Genomic DNA, 20,298 nt, shown 5'->3' with positions numbered 1-20,298 from the left:
CGGTTTTACACTTCACGCAGATAATTCCTGGAATTCGCCTAAAAATTGCCACAAAATAGCGAAAAACGAGATCTAACCTAAGCTTTTTAACTGTAACAACCAATTTTACACGCTTAAACGCGATTCCCTACTGACGTAAGTCCGTAAGGCGGGATCTTTCGCCTCTGAAAAAGATGCACTGTTGGAGAATGTTATCCAGCGTAACGACACGAACAGGAGCACCATGATGAAAATGACAAAACTGGCAACCCTCTTCCTGACCGCCACCCTCACTCTGGCCAGCGGCAGCGTCCTGGCTGCGGAAACGGGCACCTCAGACAGCAACGGTGACGCCAATGCGGCTGCGGCAGCAGGCCAGCCCGCGCCTGATGCGAAACAGAATATCGCCCCGAATAATGTCGACAACAGCCAGATCAATACCGGCAACACCAACACCGGCGGCACCATGCTGCATCCAGACGGTAGCGGTTCCGGCACTATGAACCATGACAATATGAGTTCAGATGAAGTCCATAAGAACTCAATGTGCAAGGACGGCAAATGCCCGGACCCTAACGACAAAGTGGGTAGCGACGCCAATACCAAAACCGATGGCACTACCCAGTAATTTGTTATGAACCGTCAGAAAAAGGAGAGCTCAGGCTCTCCTTTCTTTTTGGAGTAACCTATTAAAAACGCTACACTAAAAACAATAACACATCAGGAAAGCAGACATGGCGCACTCCCATTCACACTCGCACTCATCCGGCAACGACAACGCTAAACGACTGATGCTGGCCTTTGGCGTCACAGCAACGTTTATGGTTATCGAGGTCATTGGCGGCCTGATTTCCGGCTCTCTGGCACTTCTGGCTGATGCCGGACACATGCTGACCGATGCAGCCGCCCTGCTCTTCGCCCTGATGGCCGTGCAGTTTGCGCGTCGTCCTCCAAATGCGCGCCATACCTTCGGCTGGCTGAGACTGACCACACTGGCCGCGTTTGTTAACGCTATTGCACTGGTAGTCATTACCATTCTTATCGTCTGGGAGGCAATACAGCGCTTCAGACACCCGCAGCCGATCGCCGGGGCAACCATGATGGTGATTGCCGTAGCAGGGCTGCTGGCGAATATTCTGGCCTTCTGGATTTTGCACCGCGGCAGCGGGGAGAAGAACCTGAACGTACGCGCTGCGGCTCTGCATGTTATGGGTGATTTGCTCGGCTCAGTCGGGGCGATTGTCGCCGCGCTGGTGATCCTCTACACCGGCTGGACGCCTGTCGATCCGATTCTGTCCGTTCTTGTGTCGTGTCTGGTCTTGCGCAGCGCCTGGCGGCTGCTGAAGGAGAGCGTGAATGAACTGCTTGAAGGGGCGCCAGCTTCCATGGATATCGACGAGCTGAAGCGCAACCTGCGCCGTTCAGTCCCGGAAGTACGCAACGTTCATCATGTTCACGTCTGGCTGGTGGGAGAGAAACCGGTCATGACGCTGCACGTCCAGGTGATCCCCCCTCACGACCACGATGCGCTGCTCGATCGCATCCAGCACTTCCTGGAACATCACTACGACATTAGCCATGCCACCGTTCAGATGGAGTATCAGCCCTGTAGCGGAACGGACTGCCACCTTAACGAGGCGCAGTCCGGCCATTCACATCATCATGACCACTAGCCGGAAAGCGCGTGAGAGCCTCGCTCGCGCGCGCTGTTAATCCACATCCGGCTGCCGTTCAGCGCGATGAAGGTCAGCAGCAGATATTCCAGCGACATCGCATAGACACCCTGCAGGGCGAAGATCGCCACGCTGATCACGTTGATGATGACCCACAACAGCCAGTTCTCAACGTATTTACGGGTCATCAGAATCATCGCTGCAATCGACAGCACCATCATGCAGGAATCCCAGAACGGGAAAGCATCCGGCTGGAGTTCTGGCATCGTTACGTTCATGCCGAGGCCGGACATGACCGAAACGGCAACGCGGGTCAGGAAGGCAAACACCGGGTTGATGTAAACGGTCATTAAGCCAATGGCCACCACGCAGGCGACGAACCAGGCGATGGCTTTCGGCAGGGGCAGCCAGCGGATCTGCAGCTCGGCCTCCTGCTGGCTGTTCTGACGCGACCAGGCGTACCAGCCGTAAATATTGGCGGCAAAGAAGAACAGCTGCAAAAGCAGGCTGGCGTACAGCTGGATCTGGAAGAAGATAATCGCAAACAGCGTGACGTTAATCAGCCCGAACGCGTAATTGCTTATCTTCTCCAGGCTTGCCAGCCAGATACAGAGTAATCCCGCCAGCGTGCCAACGGCCTCAATCCATGACAGGTCATAGCCACCTGTACCAATCGGTATATGAACCAGAATGTTATGTGTGCTAAAAAAATCCATCTTTTCCCCGGGGCGTTTTGAATTAAGTACGTAGTGTAGCCGCAAAATCCAGCATGCGGTTAAGCGGAATTAACGCGCCTTCACGCAGGGCGGCATCCACATGGATTTCATGCGCCGCACCACCGGTTTCTAACCCCTCGGCAATCGCTTTCAGGCCGTTCATCGCCATCCACGGACAATGCGCACAGCTGCGACACGTTGCGCCCTCGCCTGCCGTTGGCGCTTCAAGAAGCTCTTTCTCCGGTACGGCCTGCTGCATCTTGTAGAAGATACCGCGATCGGTCGCCACGATAAGCTGCTTGTGAGGCAACGTTCTGGCAGCGTTGATAAGCTGGCTGGTGGAACCCACGGCATCCGCCATGTCGACGATCGACTGCGGAGATTCAGGGTGAACAAGAATGGCTGCGTCAGGATAAAGCGCCTTCATGCGCGCCAGCGCCTGGGTCTTGAACTCGTCATGAACGATACAGGCGCCCTGCCAGCAGAGAACATCAGCACCCGTCTGCTTCTGGACATAATTGCCGAGATGGCGATCGGGCGCCCAGATAATTTTCTCGCCCAGGCTATCCAGATGTTCAATCAGTTCAACGGCGATACTCGATGTGACCACCCAATCGGCCCGCGCTTTTACCGCCGCAGAGGTGTTAGCGTAGACCACCACGGTCCGGTCAGGGTGAGCGTCACAGAAGGCCGTGAATTCGTCAATCGGACAGCCGAGATCCAGGGAACACTCCGCGTTAAGCGTGGGCATCAGAATGGTTTTTTCCGGGCTCAGGATCTTTGCCGTTTCGCCCATAAAACGCACACCGGCAACCAGCAGCGTGGAAGCGGGATGTCGTGCACCGAAGCGCGCCATCTCCAGTGAGTCAGAAATGCAGCCCCCGGTATCTTCAGCCAGCTGCTGTATTTCCGGGTCGGTGTAGTAATGTGCCACCATTACCGCATCGCGCTCTTTGAGAAGACGTTTGATCTTCTCGCGGTAGAACTGCTTTTCGTCTTGGCTCAGCGGGACAGGCTTTGGCGGAAACGGATAGATTGCGGCTTCAGGATCAAACATCACACTCATTATGGCTTCTCGTTTTACGGGCTTAACAATATTGCCTTTCATTTGCCTGACATAGCAAAACGCGTGGCAATTGTGTTTTGTATACTAAACAAGATAGCGAATCTGGAGTGAAAAGTCACCGGGAATAGATGGGCGGAGCATTTGTTGTACCGCAGATAGCAAAAAGGCGCCTTTAGGGCGCCTTTCTACACTGGTGGGTCGTGCAGGATTCGAACCTGCGACCAATTGATTAAAAGTCAACTGCTCTACCAACTGAGCTAACGACCCCTTGCGGGATGTACTGCAAATTTATTCAGGCTGGTGGGTCGTGCAGGATTCGAACCTGCGACCAATTGATTAAAAGTCAACTGCTCCACCAACTGAGCTAACGACCCATTCGGGTGTTGCCTGAATTATCACTCGGCACCAATAAAATTGGTGGGTCGTGCAGGATTCGAACCTGCGACCAATTGATTAAAAGTCAACTGCTCTACCAACTGAGCTAACGACCCGAGTGGTGGGTGATGACGGGCTCGAACCGCCGACCCCCTCCGTGTAAAGGAGATGCTCTACCAACTGAGCTAATCACCCACTCTGTACTGCCGGAACTGCGTTAAGTGGTGGGTCGTGCAGGATGACTCGGCTTCGCCTCGCCCTACGGGCCGTTGCTGACGCAACTTTATCCTTCACGTTTTACTACTACTTCCACCTGACTTAGTGGTGGGTCGTGCAGGATTCGAACCTGCGACCAATTGATTAAAAGTCAACTGCTCTACCAACTGAGCTAACGACCCACTTTTATGCTGTTTTCACGTTGTTTGATATCCCGTGGCAACGGCGGCATATATTACTGATTTAAGAATTCTGCGCAACAAAAATTTCGATGAAGATCACTTAACTGCTTAGTAATCATGCTGCACGACCAGAAATAACGCGATTTCTGGTCATGCGATAATCATCCCATCGAATTCAGACGTTTTTGCGCCTGCTTAGCACCTTCGGTGCCCGGGAATTTAGAGACCACCTGCTGATAAACCGCTTTGGCTTTCGCAGTGTCGCCTTTGTCCTGCATGATGACGCCCACTTTGTACATCGCATCAGGCGCTTTTGGCGATTTTGGGTAGTTTTTTACCACGGAGGCAAAATAAAACGCCGCATCGTCCTTTTTACCCTTGTTGTAATTCAACTGACCGAGCCAGTAATTGGCATTTGGCTGATAAGTGGAATCAGGGTATTTCTTAACAAAGTTCTGAAACGCAGCAATCGCGTCATCCTGACGAGATTGATCCTGCACCAGGGCAATAGCCGCATTGTAGTCAGTATTCGCGTCACCGCTCTGTACAGGCGCGCCTGTTGAGGCTGAAGCATCAGCAGATGGCGCTGGCGCAGACGTCGCAGCACCGCTCTGATCGCCTGCGGCTGGCTGTGCTGCTGCACCACCGCTGCTCAGGCTATCTATCTGCAACAAGATTTGCTTCTGACGTTCCACAACCTGGTTAAGCTGATACTGGCTTTCCTGAATCTGACCGCGGAGAGAGTCAATATCATTCTGGTTATCGGAAAGTTGTTGCTGGAGTTGGGTTAAAAGCTGGCTATGAGCGTTAGAAATACGCTCGAGTTGAGTGACCCGGTCTTCTACCGAGCCTGAGCCGACACTACTGATTGGTGCCTGAGCAAAAGCGGCCCAGGGGGCCGCTATTCCAACCAGTAACGACAGACTCAACAGATGATGTCTGAAGTTACTGCTCATGCAATTCTCTTAGTAAACCAGTACGGCACGACGGTTTTTGGAGTAAGCCGCTTCGTCGTGACCCAGTACTGCAGGTTTTTCTTTACCGTAAGAAACGATGGAGATCTGGTCAGCAGAAACGCCTTTACCCTGCAGGTACATTTTAACAGCGTTAGCACGACGTTCACCCAGGGAGATGTTGTACTCTGGGGTACCACGTTCGTCCGCGTGACCTTCTACGGTGACTTTGTAAGATGGGTTGCTACGCAGGAAGTTAGCGTGCGCATCCAGCATCGCAGCGAAGTCAGAACGGATGTCGTATTTATCCAGATCGAAGTAAACGATGTTGTTCTGCTGCAGCTGCTGCATCTGAAGACGCGCTTGCTCTTCAGAAGACATGTTGCCATTGCCGTTCGCGTCCATACCGGTGCCGGCACCCATCATGCCTTCGCCGCTCTGGTCATTGCTGGCGTTCTTGTTAGAAGAACACGCTGCGATTGCCATTACAGGCAGAGCGATCATCAGCCCCTTCAGCACTTTGTTCAGTTGCATTTCTATGATTCCTTTAGTAATCAATTAATTATTATTTACAGATACGGCGACCAGGCAGGTGATTTTACCTGTCCATCAGTTGCCGGAATACGCGCTTTGAAACGCCCATCTGTAGAAACCAGATTCAGCACAGATCCCATCCCCTGAGAAGAGCTGTAGATTACCATCGTGCCGTTAGGTGCCAGACTTGGCGTTTCATCCAGGAACGTTGACGACAGAACTTGAACGCCACCCGCTACCAGATCTTGTTTGGCAATGTGCTGCTGCCCACCGTTGGAGCTCACCATTACCATAAATTTACCGTCGCTGCTCACGTCTGAGTTCTGGTTCTGCGAACCTTCCCAGGTAATACGCTGCGGAGCACCGCCGTTGATGTTGACTTTGTAGATTTGTGGACGGCCGGCCTGGTCAGAAGTAAACGCCAGGTTTTGGCTGTCCGGGAACCATGAAGGTTCAGTGTTGTTGCTGCGACCGTCGGTAACCTGACGGATCTGACCAGAGCCAATATCCATCACGTACAGGTTCAGGCTACCGGTTTTTGACAGCGCAAAGGCCAGTTTAGAGCCGTCCGGAGAGAACGAAGGCGCACCGTTGTGACGTGGGAACGACGCTACCTGACGAACAGCACCGTTTGCCAGCGTCTGGATAACCAGCGCTGAGCGGCCGCTTTCGAAGGTTACATAGGCCAGTTTAGAACCGTCCGGAGACCAGGCTGGAGACATCAGCGGCTGTGAAGAACGTTTCACCAGGAACTGGTTGTAGCCGTCGTAGTCAGATACGCGCAGTTCGTACGGGAACTGACCACCGTTGGTCTGCACCACGTACGCGATACGGGTACGGAACGCACCTTTAATGCCGGTCAGTTTTTCAAATACCGCATCGCTGGCAGCATGTGCAGCATAGCGCAGGTATTGCTTAGTGACCTTGTAAGAGTTCTGTGCCAGAACGGTACCCGGTGCACCGCCGGTATCCACCAGCTGCCAGGCAACGTTGTAAGAGCCGTCCGGGTTAGGCGTAACCTGACCCACAACCACGGCATCAATACCCAGCGCAGACCATGCTGCAGGCTGTACTTCCTGCGCGCTACCCGGCTGCTGAGGCAGACGAGAACGATCTAACGGGTTGAATTTACCGCTGTTACGCAGGTCAGCCGCCACGATGCCACCGGCATCTTCAGGCGCAGCGCCAGGACCTGCCCACTGGAACGGAACAACACCGATTGGGCGCGCCGAGTCCACCCCCTGGGTGATCTCGATACGTACTTCTGCGTGCAGTACTGCTGCCCACAGCATTAAAAAACTAAATGCTACACGTAATGCCTGCTTCATCATATCTCCCTTATCCGGGTAACCTTACCCACGATAATTTAGCAGAATGTTAACAAACTCAAATAGACAAAACTACCAGAACCCTGTGACTAAACCTGGTCTATTTTTCCCCGTTTGCACGGGGAAAATGTAACTTAAGGTTTGAAGTCCAGCGGCGCATTTTTGAAGACTTCGTAAACAGCCTGAGACGGCGGTTTAGGCATCTTCGCCTGACGCGCTGCAGCCAGGGCCGCAGTACATAAAGCCGGGTCGCCACCTTCAGACTTGATATCCAACAGCATGCCGTCCGGAGCCAGTTTTATACGCAACGTACACGTTTTACCGGTATAGGAAGACGCATCATAGAATCGGCTTTCAATAGCGGATTTAATCTGCGCGGCATAACCGTTGATTTCAGCCCCTGTCGCACCGTTACTCTTAGTGTTACCACTTCCCGTCGGCGCTGCGTTGTTTCCTTTCGCCCCACCGCCCGTTTTCGGTGCATTCTTACCTGAGCTCAAATCGCCCAGCAGATCGTCAACCCCTGCGGCAGCAGCGGCTTTTTCAGCGGCGGCAGCCTTTTTAGCTGCCGCTTTTTCAGCAGCAGCTTTCTTATCGGCAGCGGCCTTCTCAGCTGCAGCTTTTCTGTCCGCAGCGGCTTTTTCGGCGGCTGCAGCTTTTTCTGCCGCGGCTTTTTCTGCAGCCGCTTTCTCAGCAGCAGCCGCTTTCTTCGCGGCCTCGGCAGCAGCTTTCTTCTCTGCTTCCTGAGCGGCTTTCTTCGCGGCTTCCGCTTCGGCTTTCTTCTGAGCATCGGCAGCGGCTTTCTTCGCGGCTTCCGCTTCAGCTTTCTTCTGGGCATCAGCAGCGGCTTTCTTCGCGGCTTCCGCTTCAGCTTTCTTCTGAGCATCAGCAGCGGCTTTCTTCGCCGCTTCTGCCGCTAATTTTGCCTGGGCATCAGCCTGTGCTTTCGCGTCCGCTGCGGCTTTAGCTGCCGCCTCTTCCGCCTGCTTTTGCTGTTCCTGTGCTTTCTTCGCGGCCTCTTCGGCTTGTTTCTGCTGCTCTGCCTGCGCTTTCGCGGCTTCCTGCGCCTGCAAACGTTCCTTCTCAAGCTGCTTCAGACGCTCCTGCTCTGCGGCCTGCTTTTCACGCAGTTCTTCCGCCTGCTGTTGCGCCTGTTTTTCACGCTGCTCTTCAGCCCGTTTGGCACTCGCCTTCTGCTGTTGTTCGCGATTATAGTTCTGTACTACCGCACCGGGATCCACCATCACGGCGTCAATGGAAGACCCTCCACCGCCGCCGGCTGATGCATCAATATGCTCGTCGAACGAACTCCAGATCAGCGCTGCAAAGAGAATCACGTGCAGCACTGCGGAGACGATTATCGCTCGCTTAAGCTTGTCGTTCTGTTCGGTTGCCTTTGACACTATCGGTTCCCAAAAACTACGCGGATGATCAAATAGGTTGGGTCATTAAGCCAACTGACTTAACACCCGCACTATGTAGCAAGTTCAGCGCTTTAATAATTTCATCGTAGGGTACGTCTTTTGCGCCACCGATTAAGAAGACCGTTTTCGGATTTGACTCCAGACGACGCTGCGCTTCAGCAATAACCTGCTCAGGCGGCAGCTGATCCATACGATCTTTCTCTACTACGACGCTGTATTGCCCTACGCCGGAAACCTCAATGATAACCGGAGGATCGTCATTGGTGCTCACCGCCTGTGATTCTGTCGCATCCGGCAGATCCACTTCCACGCTCTGGGTAATGATTGGCGCTGTTGCCATGAAGATCAGCAGCAGTACCAGCAGGACATCCAGCAGTGGAACGATATTGATTTCGGACTTGAGCTCGCGACGACCTCGTCCACGCGATCTGGCCATGGTTTACCCCTTGTTGCTCTCGGTGCTGGTAAACGCCTGACGGTGCAGAATCGCAGTGAACTCTTCCATAAAGTTGTCGTAGTTCAGTTCCAGTTTGTTCACGCGCTGGTTCAGACGGTTGTAAGCCATAACCGCAGGAATTGCCGCAAACAGACCGATAGCGGTCGCAATCAGTGCTTCAGCGATACCCGGTGCAACCATCTGCAACGTCGCCTGCTTCACCGCGCCCAGCGCGATAAAGGCGTGCATGATCCCCCACACGGTACCAAACAGACCGATATACGGGCTGATGGAGCCGACAGTGCCGAGGAAAGGAATGTGCGTTTCAAGGTTTTCCAGTTCACGGTTCATAGAGATACGCATCGCACGCGAGGCACCTTCCACCACCGCTTCCGGCGCATGATTGTTTGCACGATGCAGACGAGCAAACTCTTTGAAACCGCTATAGAAAATTTGCTCGGAGCCGGTCAGGTTTTCACGGCGTCCCTGGCTCTCCTGGTACAGACGAGAAAGCTCAATACCCGACCAGAACTTATCTTCAAACGCTTCAGCTTCACGGCCGGCGGCATTGAGGATACGCGTTCTCTGGATGATGATGGCCCAGGATGCGATTGAAAAACCAATCAAAATCAACATGATAAGTTTAACCAGAAGGCTTGCCTTCAGGAACAAATCAAGGATATTCATGTCAGTCACTGCTTAAACTCCGCGACAATAGACTTAGGAAGCGCACGAGGCTTCATTATGGTTGGATCAACACAAACAATCAGTACTTCAGCTGAGTTCAGTACGGTATTCTCTGCGTTGACTATCCGCTGCGTGAAAACCAGTGAGGTCCCACGCATTGATGTAATTTCAGTTTGGACTTCGAGCATATCGTCGAGTCTGGCAGGCGCAAAATACTCAAGCGTCATCTTGCGTACCACGAAGGCAACTCGCTCAGCCAACAGAACCTGTTGACTAAAGTGATGATGGCGCAGCATCTCTGTGCGTGCCCGTTCATAAAAAGCAACGTAGCTGGCGTGGTAAACCACACCACCGGCATCGGTATCTTCGTAATAGACACGAACCGGCCATCGAAACAGCGTTGTATTCACTTTACATCCCGGTAATGCAACAAAAGTTAGAGCTTTTAAACTTCGCTACTATACGCGCGGGAAAGAGGGTTGGGAATGGGGGAAAGTAAACGGAGAGTAAATTTTTATGGGCTCGGGTAAGCCCATAACGTTAACGGACATTTCTTATTCAGAAGAAGAAGAAAATCAAACCGGCGAGAAGCACCAGATCGGCAATCAGCGGGCAGAAAATTCCCTGCCAGTGAACGGCTTTCGGACGAAAGCCCACGCCGTGGATCACACCTGCGCACACCGCCCACATAATAAGGAAGCCGTGCCAGATTTCAAGCTCGCTGGTTTTCGCTGCAAAGCGCGAAGGGTCCCAGAAGATACAGCCTGCCAGCAGTAATGCCATCACTAAAGAAAGCGCCCGTAACGGGCGCTTATCCATTACCGCGTAAAGTTTCGCGATAATATTCATCAGTGTTTTTCTTCACCCGCTTTGGTCGCTTCAACGTGCTCAAGCGCCAGGGCAGTGATGACACCAAATGCACAGGCAAGAAGCGTCCCTAAAATCCATGCGAAATACCACATATTCAGCTCCTTACTTAGTACATAGAGTGGGTGTTGCTTTCGATATGTTCTTTCGTGATGCGACCGAACATTTTCCAGTAGCACCAGATGGTGTAGGCCAGAACGATCGGAACGAACACACAAGCAACATATGTCATCAGGTTCAGCGTCATATGGCTGGACGTTGCATCCCACATGGTCAGGCTAGCATTCAGCATGGTGCTGGATGGCATGACGAACGGGAACATCGCAATACCCGCCGTCAGGATGATGCACGCCAGGGTCAGTGATGAGAACACGAACGCCAGAGCGCCTTTCTCCAGACGAGACGTCAACACGGTCAGCAGCGGCAACAGCACGCCCAGAGCCGGGATCGCCCACAGCACAGGGGTATTGTTGAAGTTCACCAGCCATGCGCCAGCCTGACGAGCCACTTCTTTGGTCAGCGGGTTAGACGGTGCAGTGTGGTTGATTGCAGAGGTCACCACGTAGCCATCAATGCCGTACACCACCCACACGCCGGCCAGCGCGAAGCAAACCAGCGTTACCAGCGCAGCAACCTGAGCCGTCGCGCGAGAACGCAGGTGCAACTCGCCCACGGTACGCATCTGCAGATAGGTTGCGCCCTGAGTGATGATCATCGCCACGCTCACTACGCCGGCCAGCAGACCAAACGGATTCAGCAGCTGGAAGAAGTTACCGGTGTAGTAAAGACGCATGTATTCGTCCAGGTGGAACGGTACGCCCTGCAGCAGGTTACCAAACGCCACGCCGATCACCAGCGGTGGAACGAAGCTACCGATGAAGATGCCCCAGTCCCACATGTTGCGCCAGCGGGTATCTTCAATCTTCGAACGGTAGTCGAAACCGACCGGACGGAAGAATAAAGAGGCCAGCACCAGAATCATCGCCACATAGAAACCGGAGAACGCAGCCGCGTAGACCATCGGCCAGGCAGCGAACAGCGCGCCGCCTGCGGTGATCAGCCACACCTGGTTACCGTCCCAGTGCGGGGCGATGGAGTTGATCATGATTCGACGCTCGGTGTCATTACGACCGAGGAAACGGGTGAGCATCCCCACCCCCATGTCGAAACCATCCGTGACGGCGAAACCGATCAGCAGAACGCCGACCAGCAGCCACCAGATAAAACGCAATACTTCATAATCGATCATTTGATGACTCCTGTCTTAGCGTGCCGGCTGAGTAGTCGCAGTGGACTGCTCGTAGTGATAGCGACCGGTTTTCAGGCTGCTTGGGCCAAGGCGCGCGAACTTGAACATCAGGAACAGTTCAGCCACCAGGAACAGGGTGTACAGACCACAAATCAGCAGCATGGAGAAGATCAGGTCGCCTGCGGTCAGGGACGAGTTCGCCACCGCCGTTGGCAGGACCTCACCGATCGCCCATGGCTGACGGCCATACTCCGCAACAAACCAGCCGGACTCAATTGCGATCCACGGCAGTGGAATACCGTAAAGCGCGGTGCGCAGCAGCCATTTTTTCTCGCCGATGCGGTTGCGAATCACAGACCAGAAGGACGCCGCAATGATCAGCAGCATGATGATGCCGCAGCCCACCATGATACGGAATGCGAAGTACAGAGGCGCAACGCGTGGAATCGAGTCTTTGGTTGCCATCTGGATCTGCGCTTCCGTCGCATCAGAAACGTTCGGGGTATAACGCTTCAGCAACAGGCCATAACCCAGATCTTTCTTCACGTCGTTAAACTGGTCGCGGACGGTCTGGTCTGTAGAGCCAGCACGCAGCTGTTCCAGCAGCGAGTAGGCTTTCATACCGTTACGAATACGCTCTTCGTGCTGAACCATCAGCTCTTTCAGACCCGTCACCTGCTTATCAACAGAACGAGTGGCAATGATACCCAGCGCGTAAGGAATCTGAATGGCAAAGCGGTTTTCCTGCGCGTCCTGATCGGGAATACCGAACAGCGTAAAGGCAGCAGGCGCCGGCTGGGTTTCCCATTCGGCTTCGATGGCGGCCAGTTTGGTTTTTTGCACGTCACCCATTTCGTAACCGGATTCATCACCCAGAACGATAACAGAGAGGATGGCAGCCATACCGAAGCTTGCAGCGATAGCAAAGGAGCGCTTAGCAAACGCGAAGTCACGACCACGCAGCATATAGTAAGAACTGATGCCCAGCACAAACATCGCGCCGCACACGTAGCCAGAAGCGACGGTGTGAACGAATTTAACCTGAGCAACCGGGTTCAGGACCAGCTCGGCAAAGCTGACCATCTCCATACGCATGGTTTCGAAGTTGAAATCAGACGCGATAGGGTTCTGCATCCAGCCGTTCGCAACCAGGATCCACAGCGCGGACAGGTTCGAACCTAATGCCACAAGCCAGGTCACCGCCATATGCTGGACTTTACCCAGACGGTCCCAACCGAAGAAGAACAGACCTACAAAGGTGGATTCGAGGAAGAATGCCATCAGACCTTCAATGGCCAGCGGCGCACCGAAGATATCCCCTACATAGTGGGAATAGTAAGACCAGTTAGTCCCGAACTGGAACTCCATGGTCAAACCGGTTGCCACGCCCAGTGCGAAGTTGATACCAAACAACTTGCCCCAGAACTTGGTCATATCTTTATAAATCTGTTTGCCGGAGAGAACGTATACCGTTTCCATAATGGCCAGCAGGAACGCCATACCGAGCGTCAGTGGCACAAACAGGAAGTGGTACATCGCGGTCAAGGCAAACTGTAAGCGCGACAGTTCGACTATATCTAACATCATGACTCCTTGCTCATCGCATGAAGACTCCGAGAGTGGACCCCGTCAGAAAGAGATCCACACGCATGCCCCAATACAAATTATTCGCATCCTTGTCGTCGTTATTACCCTGAGGGAGGATAAAAACGATGACGTGAGGTTACAAATACGTTAATAAAAAACTCAAATTGATCCCGCAAATATAATACGCTGCAAAACCCTTACAATAAACAGGTTTTTATTGAATCACATCTACGTTTTTCGACGGCGATCAATTTATAGCAAAATTACCACTTTTCGGCCATTTTGATCGGGAACAATTTAGCGCTTTTCAGCGCCTTTTTCCAAGGATTAAACATTGATTTAAATCAAAAACAATTCTTAATGTTAATTGTGTTTTGATGTGGTGAACATGGTAAAAACCATGTTAAAGATATGTATATGAAATACAATTAAGGTTATCGAATCGACGGATGAATATAAACAGAAGTGATTTTTATTAACTCAGTTACGCTTAATGACTGATTTATTCAGGACATAAATTTTAGTGCGTTTTTTATTTTTTTCCATCTGCTCTCTTAAAGGCAAATAAATAACAATTATTTTACTTTTACATCCTCTCTAATTAACACCCAATTGTGACTATTGCATGACGCCCGCCAGGCAATAAAAAAGGCCGCTTTACAGCGGCCAACCATGTCGAAACGGACATTTTTATACTGCAACGCCCCCCTTTCGGGGAGCAGAGAGGACTTACTTAATGATGGATTTCAGTGCTTCGCCGATATCCGCCAGGCTGCGAACGGTTTTCACGCCTGCGGCTTCCAGCGCTGCGAATTTCTCATCAGCCGTACCCTTACCACCGGCGATGATCGCGCCTGCGTGACCCATACGCTTGCCTTTCGGCGCAGTCACACCCGCGATGTAGCCCACAACTGGCTTGGTCACGTGTTCTTTGATGTAAGCAGCCGCTTCTTCTTCCGCGCTACCACCGATCTCACCGATCATCACGATCGCTTCGGTCTGTGGATCTTCCTGGAACAGCTTCAGGATGTCGATGAAGTTAGAGCCCGGAATCGGGTCACCGCCGATGCCCACGCAGGTGGACTGGCCGAAACCGTAGTCGGTGGTCTGCTTAACCGCTTCATAGGTCAGGGTACCGGAACGGGACACGATGCCCACTTTACCCGGTTTGTGAATGTGGCCCGGCATGATGCCGATTTTGCATTCGCCCGGGGTGATAACGCCTGGGCAGTTCGGGCCAATCATACGCACGCCAGCTTCATCCAGCTTCACCTTCACGGTCAGCATATCCAGCGTCGGGATGCCTTCGGTGATGGTGATGATCAGTTTGATGCCTGCGTCGATCGCTTCCAGAATAGAGTCTTTGCAGAACGGTGCCGGAACGTAGATCACGGTCGCGGTGGCGCCCGTCGCTTCTACGGCTTCACGCACGGTGTTAAACACCGGCAGGCCCAGGTGGGTGGTGCCGCCTTTACCTGGCGTAACACCGCCAACCATCTGCGTACCGTAGGCAATTGCCTGTTCGGAGTGGAAAGTCCCCTGGCTACCGGTGAAGCCCTGGCAGATAACCTTGGTATCTTTATTAATTAAAACTGACATTATTTCCCCTCCACTGCGGCAACAACCTGCTGAGCTGCATCCGTCAGACTTTTCGCTGCAATAATATTCAGGCCGCTGTCAGCCAGTTTTTTCGCGCCGAGTTCAGCGTTGTTACCTTCCAGACGCACAACCACCGGAACGTTAACACCCACTTCTTCTACCGCACCGATGATACCGTCGGCGATCAGGTCGCAACGTACGATGCCGCCGAAGATGTTAACCAGAACGGCCTTCACGTTGTCGTCAGAGAGAATGATTTTGAACGCTTCGGTTACGCGCTCTTTGGTTGCGCCACCGCCTACGTCGAGGAAGTTTGCTGGCTCACCGCCGTGCAGCTTAACGATGTCCATAGTGCCCATTGCCAGGCCCGCACCGTTAACCATGCAGCCGATGTTGCCGTCCAGCGCCACGTAGTTCAGTTCCCACTGCGCAGCCTGTGCTTCACGCGGATCTTCCTGAGACTGGTCGCGCATTTCGCGCAGATCCGGCTGGCGGAACAGCGCGTTGCCGTCAGCGCCCAGCTTGCCGTCGAGGCAGATCAGATCGCCCTGGGTGGTGATCACCAGTGGGTTGATCTCGATCAGCGCCAGATCGCGCTCCAGGAAGATAGTTGCCAGACCCATGAAGATCTTGGTGAACTGCTGAACCAGTTTACCTTCCAGGCCCAGCTTGAACGCCAGCTCGCGACCCTGGTAAGGCATTGGGCCTGCCAGCGGATCGATAGCCACTTTGTGGATCAGGTGCGGGGTTTCTTCCGCCACTTTTTCGATTTCCACGCCGCCTTCGGTAGACGCCATGAACACCACGCGACGGGAGCTACGGTCAACAACCGCGCCCAGATAAAGTTCTTTCGCGATATCGGTCGCCGCTTCCACCAGGATCTGGTTAACCGGCTGGCCGTTCGCATCTGTCTGGTACGTTACCAGACGCTTGCCGAGCCAATGTTCAGCAAACGCACGAATCTCTTCTTTGCTCTTAACAACCTTCACACCGCCCGCTTTACCACGGCCACCAGCGTGAACCTGACACTTAACTACCCAAGGGCCGGAACCGATTTTAGATGCGGCTTCTTCTGCTTCACGCGGGGTAGTACAGGCATAACCCACCGGAGCCGGTAAGCCATACCGGGCAAACAGCTGTTTGGCCTGATATTCATGTAAGTTCATGTGTTCTATCCATCCTTCAGGTAATCGTTAGGTCGTGCTTTTATTGGCCCGGCAGCCATACGCCGCCGGGCAAGACTGCAAAACTAGACGTCCAGCAGCAGACGGGTTGGATCTTCCAGCAGCTCTTTAATCGCAACCAGGAAGCCCACGGACTCGCGGCCGTCGATCAGGCGGTGATCGTAAGAGAGCGCCAGGTACATCATTGGCAGGATCTCAACTTTACCGTCTACCGCCATAGGGCGATCTTTGATGGCATGCATACCCAGGATCGCGCTCTGCGGCGGGTTAATGATCGGGGTAGACATCAGCGAGCCGAATACGCCGCCGTTGGTAATGGTGAAGTTACCGCCGGTCAGGTCATCTACGGTCAGCTTGCCGTCGCGGCCTTTCACGGCCAGCTCTTTAATGTTCTTCTCGATGTCAGCCATACCCAGGGTATCCACATCACGCAGAACCGGCGTTACCAGGCCGCGTGGAGTAGAAACCGCCATGCTGACGTCGAAGTAGTTGTGGTAAACCACGTCATCGCCATCGATGGACGCGTTCACTTCCGGATAGCGTTTCAGCGCTTCAACTACCGCCTTCACGTAGAAGGACATAAAGCCCAGACGGATACCGTGACGTTTTTCAAACGCATCACCGTACTGCTTGCGCAGGTCCATGATTGGCTTCATGTTCACTTCGTTGAAGGTGGTCAGCATCGCGGTAGAGTTTTTCGCTTCCAGCAGACGCTCGGCTACGCGTTTACGCAGGCGAGTCATCGGCACGCGTTTTTCGCTGCGGGCACCCAGTGCAGGCTGCGCTGCTGGCGCCGCCGCAGGGGCTTTCGCTTCGGCCTGAGCAGGCGCTTTCGCCAGATGCTTGTCGATGTCTTCACGGGTCAGACGGCCGCCCACACCGGTGCCTTTAATGGCTGCCGGGTCGAGGCTGTGTTCCGCCAGCAAGCGACGGATCGCCGGGCTGAGAGCGTCGTTAGACTGCTCTTCCAGAGAAGCCTGCTGGCGCTGAGCCGGCGTAGAGGCTTTCTCTTCAGATTTTGCGCTGGACTCTTTGCCCGCGCTGTTGCCTTCTCGCAGGCGACCCAGGATCTGACGAGAGGTGACGGTAGTACCTTCATCTTCCAGCACCGCGTCCAGAACGCCATCCGCCGAAGCCGGTACTTCCAGTACCACTTTGTCAGTTTCGATTTCTACCAGCACTTCATCGCGCTTAACGGCATCGCCTGGTTTTTTGTGCCAGGTAGCGACGGTCGCATCTGCTACGGATTCAGGCAGGTCGGGAACAAGAATATCTACGCTACTCATTATGTATCCTTTAATTAATCGACGTTCAGCGCGTCATTGACCAGATCTTGTTGCTGCTTCTGGTGAACGGACATATACCCTACCGCCGGAGAGGCGGAGGCCGGGCGACCTGCATAGCGCAGGGCTGACCCAAATGGAATCACTTCACGGAAATGATGCTGGCTGCAGTACCATGCGCCCTGGTTAAGCGGCTCTTCCTGGCACCAGACAAAATCATGAATGTGAGCGTACGGTTTCAGCGCTTCCTGCACCGCCTGGTGCGGGAACGGATAAAGCTGTTCGATACGCACGATGGCGACATCTTTCTGATCGTTCTTACGGCGCTGTTCCAGCAGGTCGTAATAAACCTTACCAGAACACATCACCACACGCTTCACGGCCTGCGGATCCAGCTCGTCAATTTCACCGATGGCCGGCAGGAAGGTGCCATTTGCCAGTTCATCCAGGCTCGACACCGCCAGCGGGTGACGCAGCAGGGACTTCGGCGACATCACCACCAGCGGACGACGCATACCGCGCAGCGCCTGACGACGCAGCATGTGGTACACCTGAGCCGGAGTAGACGGCACGCAGACCTGCATGTTCTGCTCGGCGCAGAGCTGCAGATAACGTTCCAGACGCGCGGAAGAGTGCTCCGGACCCTGACCTTCATAACCGTGCGGCAGCAGCATTACCAGGCCACACATACGGCCCCATTTCTGTTCGCCGGAGGAGATGAACTGGTCGATAACCACCTGCGCACCGTTGGCGAAGTCACCGAACTGCGCTTCCCAGATGGTCAGGGTGCGCGGTTCTGCCGTGGCGTAACCGTATTCGAAAGCCAGTACCGCTTCTTCAGACAGCACGGAGTCCCAGACCTTGAACTGGCCCTGACCGTTGTGCACGTGCTGCAGCGGGGTGTAGGTTGAACCGTTAGACTGGTTGTGAACGACCGCATGACGGTGGAAGAAGGTCCCACGGCCCGCATCTTCACCGGACAGGCGAACAGGAATGCCTTCGTCAACCAGCGTCGCGTAGGCCAGCGTTTCCGCGCCGCCCCAGTCGAAGAGCTTCTCGCCTGCCGCCATGGCCTGACGGTCAGCATAAATTTTCGCCACGCGAGACTGCATCTCGATAGCGTCCGGCACGGTGCTGATGCGTTTAGCCAGCTCCTGCAGGCGCTTCATCTCAACCTTATTCGGGTAGCTCTCATCCCACTCGTGGTTGAGGTACGGCGACCAGGTAAAGGAGTGCATGTTCATCGGACGCAGCTCTTTCACTACGCATTCGCCCGCATCCAGCGCGTCGCGGTAGAGGTTGACCATTTCGGTCGCATCTTCCAGCGTCGCCACTTTGTCGCCTTCCAGCTTGTCAGCATAGATTTTGCGCGGAGTCGGGTGTTTTTTGATTTTCTGATACATCAGCGGCTGGGTTGCACTTGGCTCATCCGCTTCGTTGTGGCCGTGACGGCGGTAGCAGAAGAGGTCAATGAACACATCGCGTTTGAAGGTATTACGGAAGTCCAGCGCCAGACGGGTCACGAAAGCCACGGCTTCCGGGTCATCCGCGTTAACGTGGAAGATCGGCGCCTGCACCATCTTACCGATGTCGGTGCAGTACGGGGTAGAACGCGCATCCAGCGGGTTAGAGGTGGTGAAGCCCACCTGGTTGTTGATCACGATGCGAACGGTACCGCCCACTTCATAACCACGCGCTTTGGACATGTTCAGGGTTTCCTGCACCACGCCCTGCCCTGTTACCGCCGCATCACCGTGGATGGTAATTGGCAGCACTTTATTGCTGCTTGGCTCGTCCAGACGATCCAGACGCGCGCGCACGGAACCGATAACCACCGGGCTGACGATTTCCAGGTGTGACGGGTTAAACGCCAGCGCCAGGTGAACCAGACCGCCTTCGGTTTCGATATCCGACGAGAAGCCCATGTGGTACTTCACGTCGCCGGTGCCGAGGTGTTCTTTATGTTTGCCCGCGAATTCGTCGAACAGGTCCTGCGGTTTTTTACCCAGCACGTTGACCAGCACGTTCAGACGACCACGGTGCGCCATGCCCAGCACCACTTCACGGGTGCCGCTCTTGCCTGCGTGACGAATCAGCTCTTTCAGCATCGGCACCAGGGCGTCACCGCCTTCCAGCGAGAAGCGTTTTGCGCCCGGGAACTTCGCGCCCAGATAGCGCTCAAGGCCTTCCGCTGCGGTCAGTTCGCTGAGGAAGCGTTTTTTCTCGTCAGCCGAGAAGGTCGCGTGGCCCGCTACGGATTCGATGCGCTGCTGGATCCAGCGCTTCTCTTCGGTAGAGGTAATGTGCATGTATTCCGCGCCGATGGAGCCGCAGTAGGTTTGCTTGAGCGCGTCAATCAGATCGCCCAGCTTCATCGTGTCTTTGCCGATGGCAAAGGAACCTACGTTAAAGCTTTCCTGGAAATCGGCCTCGGTCAGATCGTGATATGCCGGATCGAGATCGGCCACACGGTCTTGTTTCCACAGTCCCAGCGGATCGAGATTCGCATGCTGGTGACCACGGAAGCGATAAGCGTTGATAAGCTGCAGGACTTTAACCTGCTTCGCATTGGTGTCAGGGTCGGAAATCGCAGAAGAGTAACGTGAGGCATCCTTCGCCAGACGACGGAAATAATCACGTGTTTTGGAATGGAATTGATCCGGTTTGACCCCTGTACCAGGCAACTGCTGGAACATGGAACGCCAGTTTGCGTCCACTGAGTCAGGATCGGTTAAGAAGTCTTCATAGAGCTGTTCTATCCAGCTCTGGTTGGCACCAGAGAGGTAAGAAGAGTCCAGCCAGGCTTTCATTGCGCCGTTCTGCATCGTGATCCCTTAAGCATTTTTATGCTTACTTTCGCCGTAGAAACTACCACGCACACCACGTGTACGTGCCGGGGTTCACCTGCGAGCTCTTTGTGGCCCGCGAAGGAACCTTTAGAAACTGTCTAGACTTCAGGG

Annotated in this window: 19 protein-coding genes and 5 tRNA genes; 2 read left to right on the top strand and 22 right to left on the bottom strand. The window is 54.0% G+C overall.

The features are described 5' to 3' along the window. Positions 1–226: 226 nt before the first annotated feature. Entirely contained in the window at positions 227–607 is a 381-nt protein-coding gene (locus AB3N39_RS06205; RefSeq protein WP_133295411.1) for a protein YbgS, read from the top strand. 106 nt (positions 608–713) lie between these two features. Beyond that, positions 714–1,652, top strand: a complete 939-nt coding sequence (gene zitB / locus AB3N39_RS06200) for a CDF family zinc transporter ZitB (RefSeq protein ID WP_133294006.1) — start codon at positions 714–716, stop codon at positions 1,650–1,652. Here zitB and pnuC read toward each other — a convergent pair. The 22 genes from pnuC to sucA form a co-directional block, all read right to left on the bottom strand. After that, the gene (gene pnuC / locus AB3N39_RS06195; protein ID WP_127730077.1) at positions 1,649–2,368 is read right to left on the bottom strand and encodes a nicotinamide riboside transporter PnuC; all 720 of its coding nucleotides are present in this window, start codon (positions 2,366–2,368) and stop codon (positions 1,649–1,651) included. The two genes, zitB and pnuC, sit on opposite strands and share 4 nt — an antisense overlap. A 22-nt stretch (positions 2,369–2,390) precedes the next feature. Further along, on the bottom strand, positions 2,391–3,434 hold the full coding sequence (gene nadA, locus AB3N39_RS06190; protein ID WP_249575693.1) for a quinolinate synthase NadA: 1,044 nt from the start codon (positions 3,432–3,434) through the stop codon (positions 2,391–2,393). A 191-nt stretch (positions 3,435–3,625) separates the two neighbouring features. After that, positions 3,626–3,701 (bottom strand) — tRNA-Lys (locus tag AB3N39_RS06185). A gap of 31 nt (positions 3,702–3,732) precedes the next feature. Then, a tRNA-Lys gene (locus AB3N39_RS06180) sits at positions 3,733–3,808 on the bottom strand. A 41-nt stretch (positions 3,809–3,849) separates the two neighbouring features. Further along, positions 3,850–3,925 (bottom strand) — tRNA-Lys (locus AB3N39_RS06175). Between the two features lie 3 nt (positions 3,926–3,928). After that, positions 3,929–4,004 (bottom strand) — tRNA-Val (locus AB3N39_RS06170). A 127-nt stretch (positions 4,005–4,131) separates the two neighbouring features. Beyond that, a tRNA-Lys gene (locus tag AB3N39_RS06165) sits at positions 4,132–4,207 on the bottom strand. 161 nt (positions 4,208–4,368) lie between these two features. After that, on the bottom strand, positions 4,369–5,163 hold the full coding sequence (gene cpoB, locus AB3N39_RS06160) for a cell division protein CpoB (RefSeq protein ID WP_109846278.1): 795 nt from the start codon (positions 5,161–5,163) through the stop codon (positions 4,369–4,371). A gap of 9 nt (positions 5,164–5,172) precedes the next feature. Continuing rightward, on the bottom strand, positions 5,173–5,694 hold the full coding sequence (gene pal / locus AB3N39_RS06155) for a peptidoglycan-associated lipoprotein Pal (RefSeq protein ID WP_003858578.1): 522 nt from the start codon (positions 5,692–5,694) through the stop codon (positions 5,173–5,175). A gap of 35 nt (positions 5,695–5,729) precedes the next feature. Further along, complete coding sequence (tolB, locus tag AB3N39_RS06150; RefSeq protein WP_008501103.1) at positions 5,730–7,022, bottom strand: Tol-Pal system beta propeller repeat protein TolB; 1,293 nt, start codon at positions 7,020–7,022, stop codon at positions 5,730–5,732. 134 nt (positions 7,023–7,156) lie between these two features. Then, positions 7,157–8,425, bottom strand: a complete 1,269-nt coding sequence (gene tolA, locus AB3N39_RS06145; RefSeq protein ID WP_367897141.1) for a cell envelope integrity protein TolA — start codon at positions 8,423–8,425, stop codon at positions 7,157–7,159. Positions 8,426–8,453: 28 nt separating this feature from the next. Continuing rightward, on the bottom strand, positions 8,454–8,882 hold the full coding sequence (gene tolR, locus AB3N39_RS06140; RefSeq protein WP_003858589.1) for a colicin uptake protein TolR: 429 nt from the start codon (positions 8,880–8,882) through the stop codon (positions 8,454–8,456). Positions 8,883–8,885: 3 nt separating this feature from the next. After that, on the bottom strand, positions 8,886–9,578 hold the full coding sequence (gene tolQ, locus AB3N39_RS06135; protein WP_008501101.1) for a Tol-Pal system protein TolQ: 693 nt from the start codon (positions 9,576–9,578) through the stop codon (positions 8,886–8,888). Further along, positions 9,575–9,979: a tol-pal system-associated acyl-CoA thioesterase gene (gene ybgC / locus AB3N39_RS06130; protein WP_003858593.1), complete on the bottom strand. Its 405-nt coding sequence runs from the start codon at positions 9,977–9,979 to the stop codon at positions 9,575–9,577. Before ybgC ends, tolQ begins: the two co-directional genes overlap by 4 nt. Before the next feature lie 148 nt (positions 9,980–10,127). Beyond that, positions 10,128–10,418: a cyd operon protein YbgE gene (gene ybgE / locus AB3N39_RS06125; protein ID WP_008501100.1), complete on the bottom strand. Its 291-nt coding sequence runs from the start codon at positions 10,416–10,418 to the stop codon at positions 10,128–10,130. Beyond that, positions 10,418–10,531 carry a cytochrome bd-I oxidase subunit CydX gene (gene cydX, locus AB3N39_RS06120; protein ID WP_003858598.1) on the bottom strand — a complete coding sequence of 38 codons (114 nt, stop codon included), beginning with the start codon at positions 10,529–10,531 and terminating at the stop codon, positions 10,418–10,420. Before cydX ends, ybgE begins: the two co-directional genes overlap by 1 nt. A 14-nt stretch (positions 10,532–10,545) precedes the next feature. Beyond that, positions 10,546–11,685: a cytochrome d ubiquinol oxidase subunit II gene (cydB, locus tag AB3N39_RS06115; RefSeq protein ID WP_048226125.1), complete on the bottom strand. Its 1,140-nt coding sequence runs from the start codon at positions 11,683–11,685 to the stop codon at positions 10,546–10,548. Positions 11,686–11,700: 15 nt separating this feature from the next. Further along, on the bottom strand, positions 11,701–13,269 hold the full coding sequence (cydA, locus tag AB3N39_RS06110) for a cytochrome ubiquinol oxidase subunit I (RefSeq protein WP_032638923.1): 1,569 nt from the start codon (positions 13,267–13,269) through the stop codon (positions 11,701–11,703). A 732-nt stretch (positions 13,270–14,001) separates the two neighbouring features. Beyond that, complete coding sequence (gene sucD / locus AB3N39_RS06105) at positions 14,002–14,871, bottom strand: succinate--CoA ligase subunit alpha (protein ID WP_008501094.1); 870 nt, start codon at positions 14,869–14,871, stop codon at positions 14,002–14,004. Further along, a complete protein-coding gene (sucC, locus tag AB3N39_RS06100; protein WP_006809579.1) occupies positions 14,871–16,037 on the bottom strand; it encodes an ADP-forming succinate--CoA ligase subunit beta in 1,167 nt (388 codons plus the stop codon). Before sucC ends, sucD begins: the two co-directional genes overlap by 1 nt. Positions 16,038–16,120: 83 nt before the next feature. Next, on the bottom strand, positions 16,121–17,341 hold the full coding sequence (odhB, locus tag AB3N39_RS06095; protein ID WP_008501093.1) for a 2-oxoglutarate dehydrogenase complex dihydrolipoyllysine-residue succinyltransferase: 1,221 nt from the start codon (positions 17,339–17,341) through the stop codon (positions 16,121–16,123). Between the two features lie 14 nt (positions 17,342–17,355). Beyond that, positions 17,356–20,163 (bottom strand): 2-oxoglutarate dehydrogenase E1 component, encoded by a 2,808-nt coding sequence (gene sucA, locus AB3N39_RS06090; protein WP_367897140.1) that lies wholly within the window; start codon positions 20,161–20,163, stop codon positions 17,356–17,358. Positions 20,164–20,298: the final 135 nt, after the last annotated feature.

The organism is Enterobacter vonholyi (assembly GCF_040834095.1).
Taxonomy (GTDB): Bacteria; Pseudomonadota; Gammaproteobacteria; order Enterobacterales; family Enterobacteriaceae; genus Enterobacter; species Enterobacter vonholyi.
This window is presented reverse-complemented; position numbering and strand designations above follow the sequence as displayed.